24 protein-coding genes and 1 tRNA gene are annotated in these 23278 nt (G+C 59.1%); 6 read left to right on the top strand and 19 right to left on the bottom strand.

Annotated elements, in window-relative coordinates:
- Positions 1 to 22: 22 nt before the first annotated feature.
- The 10 genes from JNX03_RS08755 to JNX03_RS08800 all read right to left on the bottom strand — a co-directional run bounded on the left by JNX03_RS08755 (position 23) and on the right by JNX03_RS08800 (position 6185).
- Complete coding sequence (locus JNX03_RS08755; RefSeq protein ID WP_203211991.1) at positions 23 to 322, bottom strand: hypothetical protein; 300 nt, start codon at positions 320 to 322, stop codon at positions 23 to 25.
- An 81-nt stretch (positions 323 to 403) separates the two neighbouring features.
- Positions 404 to 631, bottom strand: coding sequence for a helix-turn-helix transcriptional regulator (locus JNX03_RS08760; RefSeq protein ID WP_203211992.1), 228 nt, complete (start codon positions 629 to 631; stop codon positions 404 to 406).
- A gap of 138 nt (positions 632 to 769) precedes the next feature.
- Positions 770 to 1585: a hypothetical protein gene (locus JNX03_RS08765; protein ID WP_203211993.1), complete on the bottom strand. Its 816-nt coding sequence runs from the start codon at positions 1583 to 1585 to the stop codon at positions 770 to 772.
- A complete protein-coding gene (locus JNX03_RS08770; protein ID WP_203211994.1) occupies positions 1582 to 2775 on the bottom strand; it encodes a tyrosine-type recombinase/integrase in 1194 nt (397 codons plus the stop codon). The genes JNX03_RS08765 and JNX03_RS08770 overlap by 4 nt, the downstream gene beginning before the upstream one ends.
- A gap of 152 nt (positions 2776 to 2927) precedes the next feature.
- A tRNA-Phe gene (locus JNX03_RS08775) sits at positions 2928 to 3002 on the bottom strand.
- Positions 3003 to 3104: 102 nt separating this feature from the next.
- Complete coding sequence (locus tag JNX03_RS08780) at positions 3105 to 3296, bottom strand: DNA gyrase inhibitor YacG (RefSeq protein ID WP_203211995.1); 192 nt, start codon at positions 3294 to 3296, stop codon at positions 3105 to 3107.
- On the bottom strand, positions 3293 to 4315 hold the full coding sequence (locus JNX03_RS08785) for a ribonuclease E/G (RefSeq protein WP_203211996.1): 1023 nt from the start codon (positions 4313 to 4315) through the stop codon (positions 3293 to 3295). Before JNX03_RS08785 ends, JNX03_RS08780 begins: the two co-directional genes overlap by 4 nt.
- Positions 4312 to 4890, bottom strand: coding sequence for a Maf family protein (locus JNX03_RS08790; protein ID WP_203211997.1), 579 nt, complete (start codon positions 4888 to 4890; stop codon positions 4312 to 4314). The genes JNX03_RS08785 and JNX03_RS08790 overlap by 4 nt, the downstream gene beginning before the upstream one ends.
- A 119-nt stretch (positions 4891 to 5009) precedes the next feature.
- Entirely contained in the window at positions 5010 to 5228 is a 219-nt protein-coding gene (gene infA / locus JNX03_RS08795) for a translation initiation factor IF-1 (RefSeq protein WP_005978431.1), read from the bottom strand.
- Between the two features lie 81 nt (positions 5229 to 5309).
- On the bottom strand, positions 5310 to 6185 hold the full coding sequence (locus JNX03_RS08800; protein WP_203211998.1) for a carbon-nitrogen hydrolase family protein: 876 nt from the start codon (positions 6183 to 6185) through the stop codon (positions 5310 to 5312).
- A 173-nt stretch (positions 6186 to 6358) separates the two neighbouring features.
- Here JNX03_RS08800 and JNX03_RS08805 point away from each other — a divergent pair, with 173 nt between their 5' ends.
- Both JNX03_RS08805 and JNX03_RS08810 read left to right on the top strand, forming a co-directional pair.
- A complete protein-coding gene (locus tag JNX03_RS08805) occupies positions 6359 to 7333 on the top strand; it encodes a LysR family transcriptional regulator (RefSeq protein WP_203211999.1) in 975 nt (324 codons plus the stop codon).
- Positions 7330 to 8034, top strand: coding sequence for an NAD-dependent deacylase (locus JNX03_RS08810; protein ID WP_203212000.1), 705 nt, complete (start codon positions 7330 to 7332; stop codon positions 8032 to 8034). Before JNX03_RS08805 ends, JNX03_RS08810 begins: the two co-directional genes overlap by 4 nt.
- An 80-nt stretch (positions 8035 to 8114) precedes the next feature.
- Here the strand turns inward: JNX03_RS08810 and JNX03_RS08815 are convergent, their stop codons facing one another.
- From JNX03_RS08815 to rpmB, 3 genes are all read right to left on the bottom strand, one after another.
- On the bottom strand, positions 8115 to 8582 hold the full coding sequence (locus JNX03_RS08815; RefSeq protein WP_231024271.1) for a copper chaperone PCu(A)C: 468 nt from the start codon (positions 8580 to 8582) through the stop codon (positions 8115 to 8117).
- Positions 8583 to 8621: 39 nt separating this feature from the next.
- The gene (locus tag JNX03_RS08820; protein WP_203212001.1) at positions 8622 to 8957 is read right to left on the bottom strand and encodes a hypothetical protein; all 336 of its coding nucleotides are present in this window, start codon (positions 8955 to 8957) and stop codon (positions 8622 to 8624) included.
- A gap of 106 nt (positions 8958 to 9063) precedes the next feature.
- Positions 9064 to 9363, bottom strand: a complete 300-nt coding sequence (gene rpmB, locus JNX03_RS08825) for a 50S ribosomal protein L28 (protein WP_203212002.1) — start codon at positions 9361 to 9363, stop codon at positions 9064 to 9066.
- Between the two features lie 244 nt (positions 9364 to 9607).
- Between rpmB and JNX03_RS08830 the strand changes: the two genes are divergently transcribed.
- Complete coding sequence (locus JNX03_RS08830) at positions 9608 to 10297, top strand: CDP-alcohol phosphatidyltransferase family protein (protein ID WP_203212003.1); 690 nt, start codon at positions 9608 to 9610, stop codon at positions 10295 to 10297.
- A gap of 70 nt (positions 10298 to 10367) precedes the next feature.
- Complete coding sequence (locus tag JNX03_RS08835; protein ID WP_203212004.1) at positions 10368 to 11825, top strand: MFS transporter; 1458 nt, start codon at positions 10368 to 10370, stop codon at positions 11823 to 11825.
- Here JNX03_RS08835 and JNX03_RS08840 read toward each other — a convergent pair whose 3' ends face one another.
- The 5 genes from JNX03_RS08840 to JNX03_RS08860 form a co-directional block, all read right to left on the bottom strand.
- Complete coding sequence (locus JNX03_RS08840; RefSeq protein ID WP_203212005.1) at positions 11826 to 12281, bottom strand: methylated-DNA--[protein]-cysteine S-methyltransferase; 456 nt, start codon at positions 12279 to 12281, stop codon at positions 11826 to 11828.
- 93 nt (positions 12282 to 12374) lie between these two features.
- Complete coding sequence (gene ileS, locus JNX03_RS08845) at positions 12375 to 15299, bottom strand: isoleucine--tRNA ligase (RefSeq protein ID WP_203212006.1); 2925 nt, start codon at positions 15297 to 15299, stop codon at positions 12375 to 12377.
- A gap of 292 nt (positions 15300 to 15591) precedes the next feature.
- Positions 15592 to 16593 carry a YcjF family protein gene (locus JNX03_RS08850; RefSeq protein WP_203212007.1) on the bottom strand — a complete coding sequence of 334 codons (1002 nt, stop codon included), beginning with the start codon at positions 16591 to 16593 and terminating at the stop codon, positions 15592 to 15594.
- Positions 16593 to 17036 carry a GNAT family N-acetyltransferase gene (locus JNX03_RS08855; protein ID WP_231024269.1) on the bottom strand — a complete coding sequence of 148 codons (444 nt, stop codon included), beginning with the start codon at positions 17034 to 17036 and terminating at the stop codon, positions 16593 to 16595. Before JNX03_RS08855 ends, JNX03_RS08850 begins: the two co-directional genes overlap by 1 nt.
- Positions 17033 to 18448: a YcjX family protein gene (locus JNX03_RS08860; RefSeq protein WP_203212008.1), complete on the bottom strand. Its 1416-nt coding sequence runs from the start codon at positions 18446 to 18448 to the stop codon at positions 17033 to 17035. Before JNX03_RS08860 ends, JNX03_RS08855 begins: the two co-directional genes overlap by 4 nt.
- Before the next feature lie 90 nt (positions 18449 to 18538).
- On the opposite strand from JNX03_RS08860, the gene truA reads away from it, so the two are divergent.
- Entirely contained in the window at positions 18539 to 19306 is a 768-nt protein-coding gene (gene truA / locus JNX03_RS08865) for a tRNA pseudouridine(38-40) synthase TruA (protein ID WP_203212009.1), read from the top strand.
- Between the two features lie 8 nt (positions 19307 to 19314).
- Here the strand turns inward: truA and gndA are convergent, their stop codons facing one another.
- Positions 19315 to 20733: an NADP-dependent phosphogluconate dehydrogenase gene (gndA, locus tag JNX03_RS08870; protein ID WP_203212010.1), complete on the bottom strand. Its 1419-nt coding sequence runs from the start codon at positions 20731 to 20733 to the stop codon at positions 19315 to 19317.
- A gap of 255 nt (positions 20734 to 20988) precedes the next feature.
- Here gndA and JNX03_RS08875 point away from each other — a divergent pair, with 255 nt between their 5' ends.
- The gene (locus JNX03_RS08875) at positions 20989 to 23178 is read left to right on the top strand and encodes an NADP-dependent isocitrate dehydrogenase (RefSeq protein ID WP_203212011.1); all 2190 of its coding nucleotides are present in this window, start codon (positions 20989 to 20991) and stop codon (positions 23176 to 23178) included.
- The last annotated feature ends 100 nt before the right edge of the window (positions 23179 to 23278 follow it).

A 23278-nucleotide genomic window follows, 5' to 3' on the forward strand; every position in this document is an offset into this window, starting at 1 on the left:
TGCCCAGACATCTATTTTATATTTAACCGTTTTCTTTCAGATACTTGTCAGCTTTTTCTCGCAAGCGACGGGGTACGAGAGAATAGTCAATGTCGACGGACACTTGGAAACGTTCCCCCGATGCTTTGCTAACAGTCACTTTGGTTTTCAGTGCTGCCAAACGCCCAATATACGGTTCAAGGTCCATACGAACGGAGACCATGATGCACGAGATTTCAATCGCCGTCTTTTGATCAAACCCGTCGGTGAGCGCGTCTGCGAGTGTCTTGGAATAGTTAAAGACCCAGTCATCATTTGGCAGTTTCATAGATTTCTTGTTCATTTTTTTTACCTTTCAATAGGCAGAAGGGGAGAGCCGCGAGCTGCGGCTCCCGATCAGTTCTGATTGGACTTGTGGATTCCCTTACAGAGAGTTCATCGAACGTTCTGCTTGAAGTTCGATAAACCGATCGAGCCAGGTTTCTGGAAGGGCGGAGGCGCGTGTTGATAGTTTTACGAACGGCGGGAAACGTTCTTCAGCTATCATCTGGTAGATTTGCGAACGTGACAAACCCGTCCGCTCCACCACGTCCTGTGGCCGAAGAAGTTTTCCACGAGGAGGTGTGTCTTTCCAAAATAGTTTAGTCGACATCGTTTGTTTCCTTATGTGAACGCCAGAAGCGGCGGTGACTGGAAACAAATGGACGCTACCGGAATTCAAATCTAAGGACATAACCTGCTAGGTGACTGACAGGTAAAATCCATTGACTGACTCATAGGTACGGAGACTTCAGTCTTCTTTGCGAAGGCCTTGCTGCTCAGAGTCTATGTTAATGTAAATGTCTTGAATTAGTTTTTTGTATCTAATCCAATACGTTGAGGTCTTAGTTGACTGATCATGATCCTCTGGGTAGACCCTCTCGTACTGCAAGGCTTTGTTGATAAGTCTTCGCAACCGATCATCGCTTTGGACAGCCAGAAAGACCTCATGTCGAAAGCTATTTGGAAGCAAATTGCTTGCTGTCCCCGGTACTAGCAGACGTTCTCGGCACGTCTGATCGATGGCGACTAGGAATCTACTGAAGGCTCCAGTCTCTCGGCGTGCCCCTGGAACAGAGCTTGTTGGTTCAACATCGAAGGCTAGTGAAAACAGCGCCGCACACTTGCCGATGAACTCCCATTCCACTGTAGCTTCCACTCGCCCACCTGACGACCTTTCGTCAAATCGGGCCTGAAGACCATCGTAAAACCCCATTGTACTGTCGAACCAGTCTTTCGGGAGGTACGGTGGCGGAAAACTGGAATGCCTTAGCTTTTGGGCCGCGTCCATGTAATCCTCGAGGTATGATCGCATGCGCTGTAGTTTTCTTCGCTCTTTCAGATCGGATTTTGTTTCCAGTTTCAGCGCTAAAAACTGGTCGATAAAATCGTTTAATGCCCTACTGAACCCTAGGTGGCCAGTTCTCGGGTTCTGGACCCAGCTCGCCACATCAATTGCAACGGCATCGAGAATTTGGGCGACTTGTTGAGGTCCGAGGATCTGTTCATGGCCGATAGTATCGATGGTTAATGTCGTTTTCCCAATGGGTCGCGGCGGAGCGGTCATCGAACGCTTTCCCTGAAGCTATCGAGCTCATCTGCCCACCACTGGGTCATCCGCACCCGCTCGTCCCAATGCTCGCCACGTAAGTAGGCGCGACGCACGTCGTTCACTTCGACATGAGCAAGGGCGCGTTCAATGGCGTCGGCATTCCATAGCCCGCTTTCATTAGCAATCGTGCTGAAGGTCGCGCGAAACCCGTGTGCTGTGACACGTTCCTTTGAATAACCCATGCGCCGAAGCGCTTGGTTTAGCGTATTTTCAGATATTGCTTTCTCGTTCGATTTTACGGAAGGAAATAGATACGAGGACCCCGTGTTCAGGTCTCTGAGGTCTCCAAGAAGTTCTAGCGCCTGTGTCGACAATGGTACCCGGTGCGCGCGTCGCATTTTCATACGCTCTGCTGGAATTCGCCAAATCCGATCCGCAAGGTCGAACTCAGTCCAATGAGCAAGACGCAGTTCACCCGGTCTTGGTGCCAATAGTGCCAATAGTTGAAGTGCGATTCTTACTTTGAGGTGGCAACTTGCCTTCTCAATACCCAGAAGGAGTTTTCCAATATCATGGCGTTTGATGAGCGCTGCCCGTGACTTTGCCTGAGGAGTGATCAAAGCTCCTTGCAGAGCGTATGTTGGGTCCGAACTTGCACGGCCAGTTGCTATTGCAAACTTGAAAACCGCGCTCATTGTCGACCGTAGTCGCCTAGCGGTCTCATACTTGCCGTCGTTTTCCACTTCACGCAGCACAGACAGGACATCCGTTGGCGCAATCTGAGAAATGGGTTGTTGGCCAATGCTCTTTTCTGGAAAGGTCAGCAGCCATCTATTTTTCTTCAGGGTAGCGACTGCTAGGCCCTCTTTCTCAAGCTTCTGGAGATATTCGTCAGAGATAGCTGAAAAAGAATGTGACCGGGCCTCCCTAGCTTGCTGAGCTTGCTGCTTTCGAAGGGCTGACGGGTCCTGGCCATCAAAGAGCCGCGCTTTTGCTTCATCGCGCAGCAATCGTGCTTTCTTAAGTGTAATGATTGGATAGGGACCAAACGACAAAAGCTTCTCGCGCCCATCGTAGCGGTACTTCATGCGCCATAAGCGCGATCCCGCAGGTGTGACGAGCAAGTAGAGCCCCCCGGCATCAGCCATCTTAAAGGCTTTACCTGTGGGTTTGGCATTTTTGAGCGCTGTATCTGTAAGTGGCATCTGTTGGTGACCGCGGTTTAGGTACCCCCAAAAGTACCCCCAACAGGGAAAGCTGTCACTGTTTTTTGCTGGACGCCACTGGACACCAGGTCTTTAAATATCAGAAGCTTATAAATCTAATGGCCACTTCTGGAGGTCTCTGGACCTTGAAGTGGTGCCCGGGGGCGGAATCGAACCACCGACACGAGGATTTTCAATCCACTGCTCTACCCCTGAGCTACCCGGGCACGGGAGACCAATCATTGGTCGGGTGAGCGGGTTCTAGGAGGTTGCGGCGGGGGTGTCCAGCCTCTTTTACGAAGTTTTTTCGCGCCATCGCCCAATCAGCTTTATTGCGGCTTTTGTGCTGCGTTCAGAGCGGCTTCGGCGGCCTCTGCGGCGGCTTCTATGTCTTCGGGATCGCGTGAAGGGATCGCGTAATTGCCGTTCATCCATTTGGACAAATCCACATCCGCGCAGCGCCGCGAACAAAACGGGCGGTATTTTGCGGAACTGTCCTCAGCACAGATCGGGCAGCTCATGACAGGGCCTCGTCCAGGGGCGCGCGGGCGCGTTTGCGTTGCAGCTCAAAGTGGCCGAGCGGCGTCCAGCCCACCAAAGTCGTTTCGACCCCGTCGGTGCGAAACGCGGCCCGCAGGGCCGTTTCAAACGTGCGGCGGTCCTTTTTGGGCATGGGTGCCAGATCCAGCGTGATTTGCCCGCCCAATCCCCGCACCCGAAGCGCACGCGGCAACATGCGGGCGCAGGCCATATTCGCCTTTACCCCTGCCGCCAATGACGCATCATTGCCTGTGTTGACATCAACAGCGACCAAGGCGCGGGTCGGTTCAACATACATCGCAGCGCCCCCGCCAAGGCCAACAGTCGCGCCGCGAGCGGCCTCCAATGCATCCAGGACACCATGGGTTTCAAACCCGCCTACCTCCGTAACCACCTCCGCAGGATCGGTCCAATCGCGCCATGCCAGGATATGCGGGCCGTCGCCCTCAGCCAGCACTTCCATTTCGGTCGACGTATCGCCAAGCACCTTGTCGGCCAGATCCAGCATTGCTGAGATATCGTCGCTGATCTCGTCGCCATCCGCCCCTGCGCAGGATGATCGCAGGATCAACCCATGTGGTGCCTCGCTGGCAACTTCATGGGCAATCTCAAGCAAACGGTCGCGCTCGTCTTCCTTTTTGATACTGCGCGAGACGTTCAAGCCCGGTGCATCGGGCGTGACAATCGCATAGCGGCTTTTGAACAGGATCTTTGCGGTCACCGGCAAGGCCTTGCCCGGCTCGGCATATCCGGTCACCTGTACCAAAATTGGCTGGCCGGGGGACAACCCTTTGATCTGGCGCAGAAATGCCGATCCGTCAGGGGTCTTCAGGAACATTCCGCCCTGCCCTTTGACGGGCCGGTCCGCGATCGCACGATAGATCGTTCCGGGGCGCGGCGCATCGCTGTCAATGAGCAGATCGTCCAGCTTGCCATCGACCATCAGCGCGGCGGCTTCTGTCTCTCCCAGATGGTCAAGAATGATACTGCGGCCCTTCATGCGGCACCTCCATAAAGCGGATAACCCGCAGCGATCAGCAGATTGGCGGTCTCGGCCAGCGGCAATCCCACAATCGCGGTGAACGAGCCGCTGATCCACGGGATCAACGCCCCTGCCGGACCTTGAATGCCATAGCCGCCCGCCTTGCCCTGCCAGTCGCCGGTGGCAAGATAGGCCTTGATCTCCAGGTCAGACAGGGATTTCATTTTGACCGTGCTTTGCACGTCCCGTTCCCAGGTCCGATCACCGCGCTTCACAGCCACGGCGGTGATCACCTTGTGACGGCGTCCGGACATCAGGCGCAAAAACGCCTCGGCCTCGGCCTCATCATCAGGTTTTCCAAGAATGCGCCGACCCAGGGCCACCGTCGTATCGGCGCAAAGCACGATATCATCGGCATCTGCTGGTACGGCCGCCGCTTTTTCCCGCGCCATGCGCGCACAATAGGGGCGCGGCAGTTCGCCCTTTGCCGGGGTCTCATCAATGTCGGGGGCACGAATATCATCTGCAACCACGCCAATTTGCGCCAGCAATTCCATGCGGCGCGGACTGCCTGATCCGAGGATGAATGTCATTGGTCTGCGCCTCGTCTGCCTGATGATGCCACAGCCGCAGCATCTGCGCCCGCTGGCCCGCGGCAGGGGGTCAAGGCCGGGTGCAACTGCATGATGCGGTCCCGGCCATCGATCTGATTTTACTTAAAGCGGTAGTTGATCCGACCCTTGGTCAAATCATAGGGGGTCATTTCCACCTGTACCTTGTCGCCAGCCAGAACACGGATGCGGTTCTTGCGCATCTTGCCTGCCGTATGTGCGATGATCTCATGGCCGTTTTCCAGCTCGACCCGAAACGTCGCATTAGGCAAGAGTTCCTTCACGACACCGGGAAATTCGAGCGTATCTTCCTTGGCCATGGTCTCTCCTTGATCAAAATGCCCTCCAAAATAAGGGCGCAGGCTTAAATGGGCGCATTTTGCCAATATTTCAAGGGGCAATCAGCGCAAAGAGACGTTTGTCGCAGGATGGTCACGCCCCTCCTGGCCGGACCAGTGCTGACGGTTCAAAACAATGCCATCAGCGCGGACATTGGCAATCTGTTTCAAATCCACATCTGCATAGGTCCAAACCGGATCATTGAGCGCCCCTGCGGCCAGCACACCCGTGGGCGGAAAGCCGTTGTCGGGCGGGCCATAAATGCCGCCCGCACCAAAGGATGTGCCCAAAGCTTCTGACCATTCAGCATCGCCCACAACCGAAGACATCGCCGTAACACATTGATTTTCCAGCGCCCTTGCCATCGACCCGATACGCACCCGCCAATATCCGGCCAGGGTTTCGGTGACGCTGGGCACAGCGATCACATCACATTCTGTCAGCGCACGACCCAGCAGTGGAAATTCGCTGTCATAACAGATCAGAATGCCGATCTTGCCCAATGCGGTGTCAAACACCTGCAAGTTGTTGCCCGGCACCACATCCCAGACCTCGCCCTCAAACCGGGTCATGATCTGTTTGTCCTGCACACCGACCTGCCCTGTTGGCGTGATCAACCGCGCACGATTGACCGGGCGAGTCGCTGTTGCCGCCGGACCGGAGGCCGCGACGATATGAACGCCGTAAGACGCCGCCAACTTGAGGTGCAATGCATCTGCATCCGGCAAACGGTCCGAAACCGAAAACAGGCTTGCCTCCAGATCGCCGGCGACCTTCAAACCATCCAGCGTGGCCAGCTCCATCGCACCATATTCAGGAAAGACCAGCAAATCTGCCCCGGCACCCGCGGCATCCGCCACCCAAGCCTCAATCTTGTCTTCAAACTGCGCCCAGGAGGTCAAAACATCCAAAGGATACGCGGCACTGGCAATTTTCATCTGTGTGTTCCCTTACTTCAGTCGCAGTTTGCGCCGCCTTCCTCTGTCCTTCAAGCCAGATTTGGGAACATCTTCCTATTTCGTTTTCCATAAACTGAACCCCTACTTATCCATATTTACTTGACTGAAAGGCGCATTAGTTTCAAACAACCAAAAATGAGGGGGGGAAATTCATGTTGAAAAAAGGCATCTCACTGCGCGGCATCGAAGTGTTCGAGGCCCTCGCCCAGACCGGATCTGTGGCCCAAGCTGCAGCCATCACCGGGCTCAGCCAACCCGCAGTGAGCCAGCAAATGCGCAATCTTGAAACGGCCGTTGGTGCCGAGTTGATAGATCACGGTCGCCGTCCCATGCGTCTCACCCCGGCAGGCCGCCTCTTCCTGCGCCGCACCGAGGCTGCTCTTTCCGAGTTGCGGCTTGCACAAAGCGAAGTCACCGTGATGGATCTGGCACATCTGGGCGAATTGAATCTCGGTATCATTGACGATTTCGACGACGATCTGACGCCAAGGCTGGCCACCATATTGGCCGACAGCCTGACCGGTTGCCGGTTTCGCATGACCACCGCAGGCAGCAACGAACTGGCCCAGGCGATCCGCGACAAGAGCCTGCACATGGCGATCGCGGCCCGCACCAGTGAAAAGGTTCCCGGCGTGATCGAATATCCGCTGGCCCGCGATCCCTTCATCATTGTCACCCCTGCGGGCAGCCGCGCACAGGCGCAACAATTGCTTGAGGGGGAAGGAGATATTCCCTTTTTGCATTATGCCACGGGTCAGTTGATCGAAACCCAGATCAGCAGTTTTCTCCAAGGTCAGGATCTGGAACTCTCGGCCCGCTTTGAGATTGGCAGCCATCTGGCGCTTATGGCCATGGTGGCACGCGGAATCGGCTGGGCGATCACCACGCCGCTGGGTTATATGCGGGCCACCCGGTTCCACGAGGGCATGCGGGTGATGGCCCTGCCGATCCCGGAGGCGGCGCGGCAAATTTCGCTTTTTGCCGGATCGGAATGGTCCGGACCGGTGCCGCGTGATATTGCCCGCACGATGCAACAGCTGATGGAGGCCCATATGATCGGCCCCGCCACCGCCCGCCGTCCCTGGCTTGCAGATAAGTTCCATCTGATCGGAGAGACAGCCGGATGACGCAGCCAAATGCCAAGATTGTCATATTGACCGGTGCGGGTATTTCCGCCGAAAGCGGGATCGAAACGTTTCGGGCCGAAGATGGCCTCTGGGCGCAGCACCGGGTTGAGGATGTCGCCACCCCGGAAGGTTTTGCCCGCGATCCGGATCTGGTTGTGCAATTCTACAACGCCCGCCGCGCACAAGCAGCCGAGGTTCACCCCAATGCCGCCCACAAGGCACTGGCCCGGCTCGAAGCGGAGCACCCCGGCGAAGTGATTGTGATCACCCAGAATGTCGATGACCTGCACGAACGGGGCGGCTCGCAGGTCGTACATCATATGCACGGGCATCTGAAAGGCGCACTATGTGCGGTTTGCGATCACAGGTGGCCCGCACCCATGGTCATGGCTGCCGGTGACCCATGCCCCGCCTGCAACGCGCCTGCAGCACGCCCTGACATCGTTTGGTTTGGCGAAATGCCCTATGAGATGGATCTGCTGTTTGACCACCTGACGCAGGCAGACATCTTTGCCGCAATTGGCACATCGGGCAACGTATATCCAGCGGCTGGATTTGTCGCGGAGGCGCGCCGCGCTGGCGCCCACACGCTTGAGTTCAATCTGGAACGCTCGGCTGTGGGAAACCAGTTTGCGGAGCATCGGCTGGGGCCGGCCTCGGAAACGGTCACGGCCTGGGTGGATGAAATCTTGGGTCAGTGACTCCGGAAAACGCGCATTTCCCGGCCTGATCTTTGTCAATAAAACGAAGACAGCGCGGGCCAAAGCCCGCGCCGCTTGTGTCAGTGGCTCATCGCCCCATGTTTTGGTTTGCGCGTGTGATCCACAGGGATCTTCACGTCGATGTCACCGGCTTTTTCAAAGGTCAGGGTAACGGTGATCTCTGTGTCCTGCTCAAGCGGCGCTGACAGCCCCATGAACATCACATGATCGCCGCCCCGTTTGAGCGCATGCATTTCGCCCGCTGGCACCGCGATGCCGCCTTCGATCTCGGTCATCTTCATCACGCCGTTCTCGTCTTCGATATGCGTGTGCAGTTCAACCCGGCCCGCCACGTCGGAACTGGCCGCGATCAGGCGATCATCCTGATCAGAATTGTTCATCAGTATCATAAACGCAGCGCCCGTCGGCGAGGATGGCGTAGAACTGCGGGCATAGGGGTCTTTGACCATGATATCCCCTGCAAAAACAGGGGCGGCCAACATGAAGAACGCAGCAGAAGCTGCTGAAAAGAATCGTGTATATGTCATTGTCTTGTCCTTGATTGATCGGAAAACGGAAGTTTCAGATCAAACAGGGGGAGCCCGTGCCGGCGGCATTAATGCGCGCGCTGCCAGCCGTGCAGGCAATGCCAGCCTACGGCCAACCTCAAAGCACAGAATTTGCTGCGGCGCGTTGAACTCCGGCGCGTGCACCTCAAACAGGACATTCAGCGCCGAGTCAGGGCAAATGTGGGGCGCGGACGTCGGCGCCCCACTCGCATCTACATAGACCGCCAACGGACCATTGCCCGTACACAGAACCATCTGCCCCGTGGCTGCATTTGCCCCACGCGCCACCGCCATGCTCTGGCTGGTCAGCGCCAGAACAAGAACCATCAAAAATGAGAGCAGGTGGCGTTTCATACCTTCGCATTAGCCCATGCAGGTCGGACATTCGAGGCGCAAAACGACGCAACCCCGGATCAGATGATCCGGGGTTGCCTAAACTCAAACTGTTCGGAGTTTCCGATCAGGAAAGCGCTTCTGCTGTTGCGCTGGATTTGGCGATTGCCTTTTTGATCTTCAGCGCGTTGGCAGACAGCTCGGTGTCTTTTGCCTTGGCCAGGAACTTGTCCAGACCGCCACGGTGATCCACGCTGCGCAGAGCAGCCGCAGAAATGCGCAGTTTGAACGAGCGGCCCAGCGATTCGGACTGCAATGTGGTGTCGTTCAGGTTCGGCAGAAAGCGGCGACGCGTCTTGTTGTTCGCGTGGCTTACGTTGTTGCCCGTCATCGGGCCTTTTCCGGTCAATTCGCAAACGCGCGACATGGGTCTATCCTTTTGTTTAGTGGTGCAGCGCCAAGGGGTCGGCGCAACACATAAAACGGGCCGCGGCGGGCGACCCTGAAACTGGTTCGCTGGCTTTAGTGGGAATCGGCCAAGGCGTCAACCCGAAGTCCGCGCGAGGGCGGAATTTCGGGCCTATGTGCATTTGCCACATTCCTGGCCCCGGCGCCAGCCCGGCCGCGCCATTTCCTTTGCATCCCTCGCGCAGATTTGCGACACCTGCCAAATGACCATACATATGCGCGCCCTTCTCGTTCATCTTTTCACTGCAACCGGTGCCGTTTTTGCCATGCTCGCGATGCTTGCCGCGGTCGACGGCAAATGGGACCTGATGTTTCTGTGGCTCGTTGTGGCATTCTTTGTTGACGGGATCGACGGCCCGCTGGCCCGCCGGTTTGATGTCAAAACCAATGCGCCCGAATTTGACGGTGTGTTGCTGGATTTGATCATCGACTATCTGACATATGTGTTCATCCCGGCCTTTGCGCTGTTTAAATCCGGCCTCATGGACGGGTGGAGCGGCTGGGCCATGATCATCATCGTCACCTTTGCATCTGCAATGTATTTTGCCGACACCCGGATGAAGACCAAGGACAATTCCTTTTCCGGCTTTCCCGGCTGTTGGAACATGCTGGTGATCGTGCTTTTCGCCCTGCAACCGGTGTGGTGGGTCAGCCTGATCATCGTGTTCGCACTGGCCATCACGATGTTCCTGCCAATCAAATTTGTTCACCCCGTGCGCACTGAACGCTGGCGCACAGTGACTTTGCCCATGGCGCTGGCCTGGACCTTTTTCGCCGGCTGGGCGGCTTGGGTCGATTTTCATCCCGAAAGCTGGGCCCATTGGGGTTTGGTCATCACTTCGGTCTATCTGATTTGCGCTGGCGCCGTGCAGCAGTTGACCGAGCCCAAATAGGCTGGTGCATTTTCCTCTTGACCTCAACCTAGGTTGAGCCTGCATCAGAAATGCAACGAGAGGATTTGACATGACCGACGCCCCCAATTCCGCCGCCCCGTTGCCACAACAAGACAGCTATGTCTCTTGGGGTGAATTTCTGCGCAGTGGCTATTCCGGCCCCTTGGCCTTGGTCTGCCTCGCGGTTTGGTTACATGCCGCTGACAGCCTGATCGTGGCGACAATGCTGCCTTCCATGGTGGCAGATATTGGCGGCGCGGCCTTCGTCAGCTGGACCGTATCCATCTATGAAATCGGCTCGATCGTGGCCGGCGCAGGCACTGCACTTTTGACGATGCGCTACGGGCTGCGCGGCCCGATGAGTGTCGCAGCGGCCCTGTTTGGCTTTGGTTGTTTGCTCAGCGCCATCAGCCCCACCATGGGCGTTGTCCTGATCGGCCGGGTGATGCAGGGCCTTGGCGGCGGCGGCATGGTTGCGATGGCTTTTGTCGCGGTGGGCGTGCTGTTTCCGCGCCGCTATGCCGCTCGGGTATTGGCGGTGGTGTCGACGTTCTGGGGGCTTTCGGCCTTTCTGGGGCCCTTGCTGGGCGGGCTCTTCGTCGAATATGCCAATTGGCGCTGGGGCTTTGGCTTTTTCGCCGTGCAGGCCATGTGCCTCGCGATCTGGATCGCCCTGCAGGGCAGCACCGGCCCCCTTCCCCAAGACGGCCCACTGGGACGGTTCCCCGTTGTGCGGCTTGCGGTCCTCTGCCTTGCCGTTGTGCTGATCTCGGCCGGCGGTATCCGTGTGGAACCTCTGCGCTCCACCCTTCTGATCCTTGCGGGTCTGTCCTGTCTTGGCTGGTTCCTCTGGCGCGATGGGCAGGCGGGCGCAGACCGATTGCTCCCCAATGCCCCGCTTGACCCGAGGCACGCCACAGGCGCAACCCTGCTGATGATCCTGATGCTGTCGATCGCCACCATTGGCATCCTTGCCTATGGCCCCCTTCTGATGACCACGATCCATGGCATCTCTGCCCTGACCGCCGGATACATCGTCGCGGCCTCCTCCATCGGCTGGACCCTCGCCGCCGTGACGGTGAGCGGTGCACCCGAACGTCTTGATCGGCTATGGATCGCCGCAGGCATGATCATGACCACCATCAGCATCCCCGGCTTTGCCTATGCAGTGCCTGCTGGCCCGATCTGGTTGATCGCCTTCTTTGCAGCCCTGGAAGGTGGCGGTTTTGGCCTGGCCTGGACCTTCATCCTGCGCCGCATCACTGCATTGGTGCCGGAACACGAAATCCAGCGCGTGTCGGGTGCCATCCCCACAGTGCAGCGCATCGGCTATGCCCTTGGCGCGGCCTATGTAGGGATCATCGCCAATGCCGCGGGGTTCCTGACCATGACCGGACCCGACGACGCCGCCAGCGTGGCGCGTATATTGTTCCTGTCCTGCCTGCCGCTGGCGCTGATCGGGCTGGGGGCCATGCTGGGTCTGGTGCGCAAACATCCTTATGATGCGGCGATGACCGCCGAAAATTGATCAGATCAACAGACCCGCCGCGCCCTCATGGCGCAAGAGCGCCACCTTGGTCTCGACCCCGCCGCGCCCCGAAAACCCGGTCAGCCCTTTGGCCCCCATCACGCGGTGGCACGGTATGATCACCGGGATCGGATTGCCACCACAGGCCTGCCCGACCGCCTGTGCCGGCACGCCCAGTGCCTTGGCAATCTCGCCGTAGGTGCGGGTATAGCCAAAGGGGATTGCGGACATCGCCGCACAGACATCGCGCTGAAAATCGGTGCCCGCAACCCGCAGTGGCAAATCAAAATCTTCCAGATCACCCGCTGCATAGGCCGTCAGCTGCTCTGCCGCGCGATCAAGCAAGGATGAGCGGTCCTGCTGTCCGACCCTGGTCCAATCCAGACGAGTGATCGCCCCGTCCTCTTCGGTCAGGGTCAGGTTGCCAAATTGTGTGGGAACGCTGCGCTGTTTCATGCAGCTATGATGGGGGCAAGCGCCCCCCGCCGCAATCCGGTTCTTGCGCAAGAATCGGATGGGGAAAGGTGGGGAAAATCCCCACCTTAGGTTTTAAACCGCGTTGGTCTCTTCCACCGCAGTATCGCACCGACCGCAAACGCCGCCATGGCTGTGGCTGCCCACATCCGGCAGGACCTTCCAGCAACGCTCGCATTTGTCGCCCGCCGCCTTTGCGAAAACCACGGCAACGCCTTCTGTCTCTGGCAAACGGAACGCATCTGACGGCGCATCATCCCCAGAAACGGTGATGGCAGAGGTGATCGCTACATCCTCGAATGACACGCTTTCCAGTGCCTCCCGTTGATCTGCATCCGCGACATAAACCACCGGCGCCGCCTCAAGCGAGGCTCCGATCACCTTCTCGACCCGCTGCACCTCAAGCGCGGCCGTCACCACGCGCCGCGCTGCACGCACCTGCGCCCATTTCGCCGCCAGATCTGCATCCAGCCAGCTTTGCGGTGTTTCAGGGATATCGGTCAAATGCACCGAACTGCCTTCACCAGGGAAACGTTCAAGCCAGATCTCTTCGGTGGTGAACACCAAGATGGGGGCAAGCCATGTGGTCAACCGGTGGAACAGGATATCCAGCACCGTCCGCGCCGACCGGCGGCGCAGGGTGTCGCCATCGCAATAAAGCGCATCCTTGCGGATATCGAAGTAGAACGCACTCAGATCCACCGTGGCAAAGGTAAAGACCGCCTGGAACACACCCTGGAAATCAAACTTGGCATAGCCATCGCGCACCTGCGCGTCCAACTCGGCCAATCGGTGCAGCACCCAGCGCTCCAGCTCTGGCATATCCGCAGGCTCCACCCGATCACTTTCGGTGAAGTCATTCAGCGAGCCCAGCATATAGCGCATCGTATTGCGCAACCGGCGATAGCTGTCAGCCACCCCCTTGAGGATCTCATCGCCAATCCGCTGATCTGCGGTGTAATCAGTCTGCGCCACCCACAGGCGCAGGATATCCGCGCCATATTGCTGCACGATCTTTTCCGGCACGATGGTGTTGCCGATAGATTTGGACATCTTCATGCCCTTGGCATCCAGCGTGAAGCCATGGGTCACCACATTGCGATAGGGCGCACGGCCCGTGGTGCCCACCGATTGCAGCAAGGATGAATGGAACCAACCCCGGTGCTGGTCGGTGCCTTCCATATAGACATCTGCGATACCATCCTCGGTGCCATCTTCGCGGTCGCGCAAGGTAAAGGCATGGGTGGAGCCGGAATCAAACCACACATCCAGAATATCCATCACCTGATCATAGTCATCGGGATTGACCAGATTGCCCAGGAATCGCTCTTTCGCGCCATCCTCGTACCAGCAATCCGCGCCCTCGGCCTCAAAGGCCTCGACAATCCGGGCATTCACATCCGCATTGCGCAGCAGGAAATCAGGATCCGTCGGCAAAACACCCTTCTTGGTGAAGCAAGTCAGCGGCACACCCCATGCCCGCTGCCGTGAAAGCACCCAATCGGGCCGCGCCTCCATCATCGAATGCAGACGGTTGCGCCCGGATTTGGGGGTCCAGTTCACATTGTCGATCTCGGTCAGCGCCCGCTCGCGGATGGTCTTGCCATGCATGTCCAGCCCATCGCCAACCGGCTTGTCGATGGCGGCAAACCACTGCGGTGTGTTGCGATAGATCACCGGCGCCTTGGAGCGCCAGGAATGCGGATAGCTGTGCTTGATCTTGCCGCGCGCCAGCAGCCCGCCGACCTCGACCAGTTTGTCGATGATCGCGGCATTGGCATTGCCCTCTTTGCCATTGGGCTTGAGGATCGCCTTTCCGCCAAAGAACGGCAGATCATCGCGGAACCGCCCGTCAGGATTGACGTTGTAGGTGATCACATCGGCCAACATGCCCAGATCGCGATAAAGCTCGTATTCCTCAAGACCATGCGAGGGCGCACAATGCACAAAACCAGTGCCTTCTGTGTCGGTCACAAAATCCGCCGCGCGGAAATCGCGCAGATCATCCCATTCGCCTTCGCTGCCTTCGGCCCCGGCCAGCGGATGGCGCAGCGCAATACCCGCCAACTCGTCATTGGTGACATCGCGCAGGCGGGTCCACTGCCCATCCTCAAGCCGCGCCCGGCCAAAGACATCGGCCGCCAGATTGTCAGCGAGCAGGTATCTGTCCCCGACATTGGCCCAGCACTCCTCCGGCGTCGCAGTCACTTCATAAAGGCCATAAGAAATACCCGCGCCGTAAACCACGGCCTTGTTCGATGGCATGGTCCATGGCGTTGTGGTCCAGATCACCACCTTTGCACCGCTCAGATCACCATCCGAGACCACGTCAAACTTCACCCAAATGGTAAAGCTGTCCTTGTCGTGATATTCCACCTCGGCCTCGGCCAGGGCGGTCTGCTCCACCGGCGACCACATCACCGGCTTCGACCCCTGATAGAGCGTGCCGTTCATCAGGAACTTCATGAATTCCTCGGCAATCACCCGTTCGGCATGGAAATCCATTGTCAGATAAGGTTCGGCCCAATTGCCCTGCACACCAAGCCGCTTGAATTCCTCGCGCTGCACATCGACCCAGCCACGGGCAAACTCGCGGCATTCCCCGCGAAACTCGTTGATCGGCACCTGATCCTTGTCGCGGCCCTTCTTGCGGTACTGCTCCTCGATCTTCCACTCGATCGGCAAGCCATGACAATCCCACCCCGGAATATACCGCGCATCATAGCCCATCATCTGATGGCTGCGCACGATCATATCCTTGATCGTTTTGTTCAGCGCATGACCGATATGCAGATGCCCGTTGGCATAGGGCGGCCCGTCATGCAGCGTAAAAGGCGTGCGCCCCGCTTTTTCGCGCAGGCGATCGTAAACGCCAATCTCTTCCCAGCGCGCCAGCCAGGCCGGCTCCCGCTTGGGCAATCCCGCCCGCATGGGAAAATCGGTCTTGGGCAGGTTCAGCGTGGATTTATAGTCGTGTGTCTCGGGCGTATCGGCGCACATCTGTCGCGTCCTTTGGCAAATCAATCAGGGGATGTATCGGAAGGTCGGTGCGATGGTCTCAAACACCTCTGCCCGGCGTCTCACTTTATCAGAGCGCCGGGTAAATAATTCGAATAATGATCGCTGTGATGCGTCTCATGCCCCGCTTATAGGCCCGCAGCAAATGCCCCACAAGCCCCCGTTTATCCCCCTTTTTGGCCCTAAATACTCAGGGGGTTTGGGGGCAAAGCCCCCATTCAACTTAAATCGATTGCGGCGCAGCCGCGCCTTTGCATCGGCCAGAAATGCAGGGCTAAGCTTTCGCGCCAAACAGCCCGCCCAAGGCCCGCTTGACGATCCCGCGCACCTTGGGGCGCCGATCCGGCGCGAACGGCAGCGGGCGACACACCTCCATCGCGGCCACGCCGACGCGGGCGGTCAATGCACCATTCACCAAGCCTTCGCCAAACCGGCGGCTGAGCTTGCCAAGGATCGAGCCGCCCAAAAACGGCTCGAGCATATCATCGCCAACCGCAACCGCACCCGTTGCCACCAGATGCGACATCACCGCGCGGGTCAGCCGCCAGGATCCGAAAAACCCGGATCGCCCGCCATAGACCTCAGCCACCCGCCGGATCATCCGCAGGTTGGCCGTCAGTGCCGCGGCCACATCCGCCAGCGCCAACGGCACCAGCGCTGTCACGGTCGCCACCTGACGTGCCGCCGCTTCGACCTCGCGGCTGGCGGCCTGATCCAGTGGCGCCAGCAGCTCCGCCTCTGCCAGATGTAACAGCCCTTCGGCATCCATTTGATCGCCGCGCAGCTCCTTCAGGCGATCCCGGCCCCAGCGGGTGTCCTCGCGCCCCTGATAAAGCCGGACCAGCCGGTCGGTCACCGCCCGTGCCGCGCCCAGATCCTTTTGCGCCAGCGCCTGCCCCGCATCATGGCGCAGCCCGTCCAGCTTGGAGAGCCGGCCAAAGGCAGCCATCTCGCGCAGGCCCACCAAGGACAGCACCAGCAAAAACGCCCCGATCAGTACCGTCATCGCCCAACCCAGCAGCGGATACCGTGCCATCAGGTCCGTAACAAAGGTCCATGCCGCAATGGACACCAGCGCCCCGACCAAGGCACCTGACAACCACCAAAACAACCGGCCCAGCAGCGATGGTTTTCGCGCCGCCAGCCGCGCGGCGACCTGCATCGCCTGCCCCTGTGGCGCGGCAGGCAGGATATCGGGCACCGGCGGCGCATCGGCCACTTGCGGGCGCGCTGCGGTATTCTCTTCGATCTCAAATAGAACCGGACCCTTGGCCATCACGCGCCCTCTCTTTGCCATTCGAACCGCACATCCGGCAGTTTTTCGTCGGTGGTCATCCCATCCGTGCGCTCTATTTCGGAAAATCCGTGACGCAGGTAGAACCGCTGCGCCCCTACATTGGCCTGAAACGTCCAAAGCGTCAGCCTGTCATGCTGGCCTTGCACGTGGCGCAAAAGCGCCGTTCCGGCCCCCTGCCCCCGCGCTGCGCCCGCCACGTAAAGCGCATCCAGATCCGCGCCATCACATGCAGAAAATCCGATCACCTCGCCACTTGCCTCGGCCACGGTCACCCAACCGCGCTTGATCATCGCGCCTGCATGGGCAATGTCTTCGGCCCCGCTGTGCAACTTTGGCATCCAGTCGGTTGTCGCGGCAAATTCGGTCAGAATACCTCCGACGGTCCCGGCATCTGTGGACCGCGCGGCCCGCAAGGCAATCACAACCGATCCCCGATCAGAAACTCCGCCGCCCGGTCCAGCCGGATATGTGGTGGCCCGTCACCCGGGCGCAGGTTCAACGGCGCCGGGGCAAAGCGCATCACCTGGTAATCCTGATCCAGCCACGCCTCTGCCCCCTGCCGCGCGGGCGTCAGCAGATGCGCAGGGTCTTGGGGCAGGTCACCGGGATAAAAGGCCGCCTCCTTGCCGGTTTCAAGCAACGTGCCACGCACCACGGGCAACAGATCGCCCCCGTGTTTCATCTCATCCTCCGTCGTTGCCCTGAGCGAGGCAATCGACAGGGCGGCGGTGCCTGCACCAGCGTATTGCGCGCGATCCTGTGCCTCTCGGACAAGGGCCTGCATGATCGCGGTCAGACGCGGATGTTGTTTGTGGTGCAAATGGTCGGCCTTGGTGGCCGCAAACAGAATCTTCTCCACCCGCTTACCGCGCAGCAGATTGCTGAGAAACCCGTTGTTGCCGGGCCGAAACGCAGACAATGTCTCGCTCAGCGCTGCCCGCAGATCCTCGACCGCTTGCGGCCCTTGATGGATCGCGCCCAGCGCATCAACCAAAACCACCTGCCGGTCAATCCGCGCAAAGTGATCGCGGAAAAACGGCTGCACCACACGTTTCTTGTAGGCCTCGAACCGCCGCGCCATTTCGCGATGCAAAGACCCGCGCTTTGACGGGCCATCCGTGCGGATCGGCGCAAAGGTCAGTACCGGCGATCCGGCCAGATCACCGGGCAGGAGGAAACGCCCCGGCGTGCAATCGGAAAACCCGTCTTGCCGCGCGGCCTGTAGATAGCTGGCAAATTCCCGCGCCAGATCCTGCGCCAAGGTTTCTTCATGCTTGGCCTCGGGGTCCGTGGTCTTGGCCAGCGCCAGAAAGGCCGCCGCCGCTTGGCGGTTTTCAATGCGGCTCAGGGTGTCTTTGGACCAGTCTTCATAACTGCGCTCCATCAAGCCCAGATCCAGCAGCCATTCGCCGGGGTAATCAACAATATCAAGATGGATGGTGCGCGGCCCCTGCAACCCGGACAAGAGCCCGTTTGGACGCACCTTGAGCGACAGACGCAGCTCGGAAATCGCGCGGGTGCTGTCTGGCCAATGCGGTGTCGGGCCAGTCAGCGCAGCAAGGTGGTTCTCATAGTCAAAGCGCGGCACCGTATCATCGGGCTGTGGTTGCAAGAACGCCGCCTCGATCCGCCCTTCGGACGCGGCCAGTAGCCCCGGCATACGGCCACGGTCCAGCAGGTTTGCCACCAGCGAAGTGATGAACACCGTCTTGCCCGACCGCGCCAAGCCGGTTACGCCAAGACGGATCACCGGCTCAAAAAATGTCTCTGACACGGTGTCTTGCACCGTTTCAACCTGCCGCCAGATACCATCGGCAATGCGTGAGATGACCAAAGCTGCGTCCGCCCCGAAATGTGTTTGGGCTTAACATAGGCAGGCGGGTCAGGGATTGCCAGAAGCCAGCCACCACGCTAGACGCGGCCCATGCCCCGTTTTGCCCTCAAAATCGAATACCACGGCGCGCCTTTTGTCGGCTGGCAGCGACAGGTGAACCTGCCGTCGGTGCAGGGCGCGATTGAGACAGCCTTGGCCAAACTGGAGCCGCGTGAACACACCATTGCCGCCGCCGGACGCACCGATGCCGGCGTGCATGCGCTGGCGCAGGTGGCCCATTGCGATATGAACGGTGACTGGCAGGCCTTCCGCTTGTCAGAGGCGCTTAATTACCACCTCAAGCCGCAGCCTGTCGCGATCACTGCCTGCGCAGCAGTTGACGATGACTTCCATGCGCGGTTCTCGGCACTTGAGCGGCGCTATCTGTTCCGTATCCTGTCGCGCCGTGCCCCGGCCACCCATCAAGAAGGGCTGGTCTGGCAGGTCAAACACGATCTGGACGAAGGTGCCATGCAGGCCGCGGCGGATATTCTGGTGGGCAAACATGATTTCACGACGTTCCGGTCAACGATCTGCCAGGCCGAAAGCCCGGTAAAGACCCTTGATCATCTGCGCGTCAGCCGCGTGGAAACACTGGGCGGCACCGAGTTTCATTTTGATGTGCGGGCGCGGTCCTTTCTGCACAATCAGGTCCGCAGCTTTGTCGGCACGCTCGAACGGGTCGGCGCTGGGTCTTGGACGCCCGAAGATGTGCGTTCCGCACTGGCGGCACGTGACCGCGCCGCCTGTGGGCCGGTCTGCCCGCCGCAAGGCCTTTATCTGGCGAATGTCAGCTATCCGGCAGATCCCTTCGCCTAAGCGCAGGCCTACAGTGCGTTCCAATCCCCGTGAAACTTGCCCTCTTCGTCGATGCGGGCAAAGCCATGCGCCCCAAAGAAATCCCTCTGCGCCTGAATAAGGTTTGCGGTGCCGCGCCCCCGCCGCATGGTGTCATACCACGCCAAAGACGCAGACAGCGCGGGCATCGCCACGCCCAAGCCAATCGCCGCCGTCAAAACCCGCCGCAAGGCTGGTACGGATGCCTTCAGCCGCGCACGCATGGCCGGCGCAAGGATCAGATGGCAGGCAGGCAATTCACTGCGGAATGCATCCGCAAATTCGTCCAGAAGTGCCGAGCGGATGATACATCCCGCCCGCCAGATCTCGGAAATTCGCGCCATATCGAGGGACCAGTCAAACTCTTCCGATGCGGCCCAAAGCACGCGAAAGCCCTGAGCATGGGCCAGAATACGGCCCGCCAGCATCGCCTGTTCCAGATCCGCCGCGCTTGGCATCCCTGCCTCAAGCGCCCCCGCTGCCAACAAAGGCTCGGCCATCACCCGTGTGTCTTTCTCCGAGGACCAGCCACGCGCGCCCACCGCTGCCTCGATGGTATTGGCCGACTGCCCCATCTTCAACGCCTCGATCAAGGTCCAGCGACCCGTCCCCTTCTGCCCGGCCTGATCGCGGATTACATCGACCATGGGCTGGCCGGTCTTGCTGTCGACTGACAAAAGCGCCGCGGCGGAAACTTCAATCAGATAAGAGCTGAGCGGGCCATCTTTCCAATCCGCAAACAATCTACCGATCTGCGGCGCAGACTGCCCGCCCGCATCGCGCAGCAAACCGTAAATCTCTGCAATCATCTGCATGTCGGCGTATTCGATGCCGTTGTGCACGGTCTTGACAAAATGCCCCGCACCATCCGGCCCCAGATGCGCCACGCAAGGATCGCCCTTGAACTTGGCCGCAATCGCCTCTGCCATCGGACGCAGGCTGGTCCACGAATGATCGCTGCCGCCCACCATCATCGAGGGACCATGCCGGGCGCCCTCTTCCCCCCCCGATACGCCCATGCCAACAAAATGCAGCCCCGTGCCATCCAGATCCGCAGACCGCCGACGGGTGTCGTTGAAATCGGCGTTTCCCCCGTCAATGATTGTATCACCCTCCTCCAGATGCGGGCGGATGGCCTCAATCATGGCATCCATGGGCGCGCCGGACGGGATCATAAAGAGGATGCTGCGTGGCCGTGCAACGGCCGCGACAAAATCCGCCAGATCAGCTTGGCCGGTCAACCGCTTGCCCAATGGTCCGGCTTCTTGGATGAAATCGTCGATCCATTCCGCCTCCCGATTAGAGACCGCCACGTCGAACCCGCTATCGGCAAGATTGAGCGCCAGCGCAGACCCCATTGTGCCCAGCCCGTAAACACCGATATCCGCACCCTTTGACTGTTTGTTCATGGCTGCCGCTGCTCCCGGATGTGTATCAAATGTCGCCTGTTCTCCAACTCATTTAAGCGGGCGAACTCCAGAAGGCCAATAGGCATTCGTTGGCACCACGCCTTCCCAATCCCTCCCTTGCCCGCGAAAACCTGCCTGCACAGGTGCAAAACCATCAAAAAAGTTCAATATGCCGCATCGTATACAATGGTATACCGTAGACGTTCTCCAATGAACCCGCTATGAAGCGGCAAATTCACACATGAGGAGATTCCTATGTCCGATATCATTTACACCAAAGTGGACGAAGCGCCGGAACTGGCGTCCGCATCTTTCCTCCCTATCATCCAGAAATTTGCCGCAGCCGCCGGTGTTTCCGTCGGGACCAAGGACATCAGCCTCGCCGGGCGTATCCTCGCCACCTTCCCCGAACACCTGAGCGAAGCGCAGCAGCAGTCCGATGATCTGGCTGAACTGGGCCGTCTGGTCAAAACGCCGGACGCCAACGTGATCAAGCTGCCCAACATCTCGGCCTCCGTGCCGCAGCTTGTTGCCGCGATCAAAGAGCTGCAGTCGCAAGGCTTTGCCCTGCCCGATTATCCCGAAGCACCCGCAACCGACGCGGAAAAAGCCATCCGTGCCAAATACGACGGCATCAAAGGCTCTGCCGTGAACCCGGTCCTGCGCGAGGGCAACTCTGACCGCCGTGCCGCCAAAGCCGTGAAAAGCTTTGCCCAGAACAACCCCCACCGCATGGGCGACTGGAGCGCAGACAGCAAAACCGAAGTCTCCTCCATGTCCGGTGGCGACTTTTTCTCGAACGAGGTTTCCGCGACACTGCCCAAGGATACCACCGCCAAGATCGTTCTGGAAACTGCCACGGGTGAAACTGTTCTGAAAGACGGTATCGCCTACCCCGCAGGCACCGTGGTCGATGCCACGTTCATGAGCGCAGCCGCCTTGAAAGCCTTCCTCGCCAGCGAGATTGAAAAGACCAAGGCCGCAGGCACGCTGTTTTCGTTGCACATGAAAGCGACGATGATGAAGGTCTCTGACCCGATCATCTTTGGTCACGCGGTCAAGGCGTTCCTTGCCCCGGTGTTTGACGCCCATGGCGACAAGATGGCCGAGCTGGGTGTGAACCCGAACTCCGGCCTGGGCGATCTGCTGGCCCGCGTCGAAGGCGATGCGGCGATCATGGCAGATATCGAGGCCTGCATGGCCGCGCGCCCGCCGATGTACATGGTGGATTCCGATAAGGGCATCACCAACCTGCATGTGTCCTCTGACGTGATCATCGATGCCTCCATGCCCGCGCTGATCCGCGCTGGCGGCAAAGGTTGGGGGCCAGACGGCAAGGAAGCGGACACCAATTGCGTGATCCCTGACAATTCCTATGCGCCGGTTTATGACGAGACCATCAAGTTCTTCAAAGAGAATGGCAAGATGAACCCCGCCACCGCAGGCACTGTCCAAAACATCGGCCTGATGGCGCAAAAAGCCGAGGAATACGGCTCCCACCCGACGACATTCGAGATCCCTGAGGCGGGCACCGTCAAGATGATCCTCGATGATGGCACGGTCCTGCATTCCCACGCGGTTGAGGTTGGCGACATCTGGCGCTCTGCCTCTGCACGCAAGGCCCCGATCGAAGACTGGGTGAACCTCGCAATTGATCGTCAAAAGGCGGAAGGCTGCCGCGCGATCTTCTGGCTGGACGCAGACCGCGCCCATGACGCGGAACTGATTGCCTATGTCAAACCAATCCTTGAGGCCAAAGGCGTCGCCGACAAGTTTGAGATCATGGCCCCGCGCGAAGCCACACGCGCCTCGTTCGAGACCATCACCAAGGGCGAGAACACCATCGCCATCACCGGCAACGTGTTGCGGGACTATCTGACCGATCTGTTCCCGATCCTTGAACTGGCAACCTCGGCCAAGATGCTGTCGATTGTGAAGCTGATGAACGGCGGCGGGCTGTTTGAAACAGGCGCGGGCGGCTCTGCCCCCAAGCACGTTCAACAGTTGGTCGAAGAAAATCACCTGCGTTGGGACAGCCTTGGCGAATTCTGCGCCCTGGGAGAAAGCCTGACGTTCCTGGCCGACAGCAAAGGCAACGCAAAGGCCCGCGTTCTGGGCCAGGCGGTGGATGCCGCAACGCAAGGCATTCTCGACAATGGCCGCTCGCCCTCCCGCAAGGTGGGTGAGCCGGACAACCGCGACAGCCATTATTGGTTCGCCCGCTACTGGGCCGAGGCATTGGCCGCGCAATCGGATGATGCTGATCTTGCAGCGCATTTTGCGCCCATCGCCAAGGCATTGGCCGAGAGCGAAGACAAGATCATTGCGGAACTGGCCGCGGCACAGGGCTCTCCTGTGGACCTGGGCGGATATTACCGCACTGACGCGGCCAAAACGGCGGCTGTTATGCGATCCTCCGCGACATTGAACAGCATCATCGGGTAAACCGATCTGGCGCGAAACCAAGGCCGTGCAACCCCATAGGTTGCGCGGCCTTTTTCGTTTGTACGGCCTTCCCTGAGCCTCTCAAACCCGCCCCAGGTTT

This window comes from Sulfitobacter mediterraneus, from assembly GCF_016801775.1.
GTDB classification, from domain to species: domain Bacteria; phylum Pseudomonadota; class Alphaproteobacteria; order Rhodobacterales; family Rhodobacteraceae; genus Sulfitobacter; species Sulfitobacter mediterraneus_A.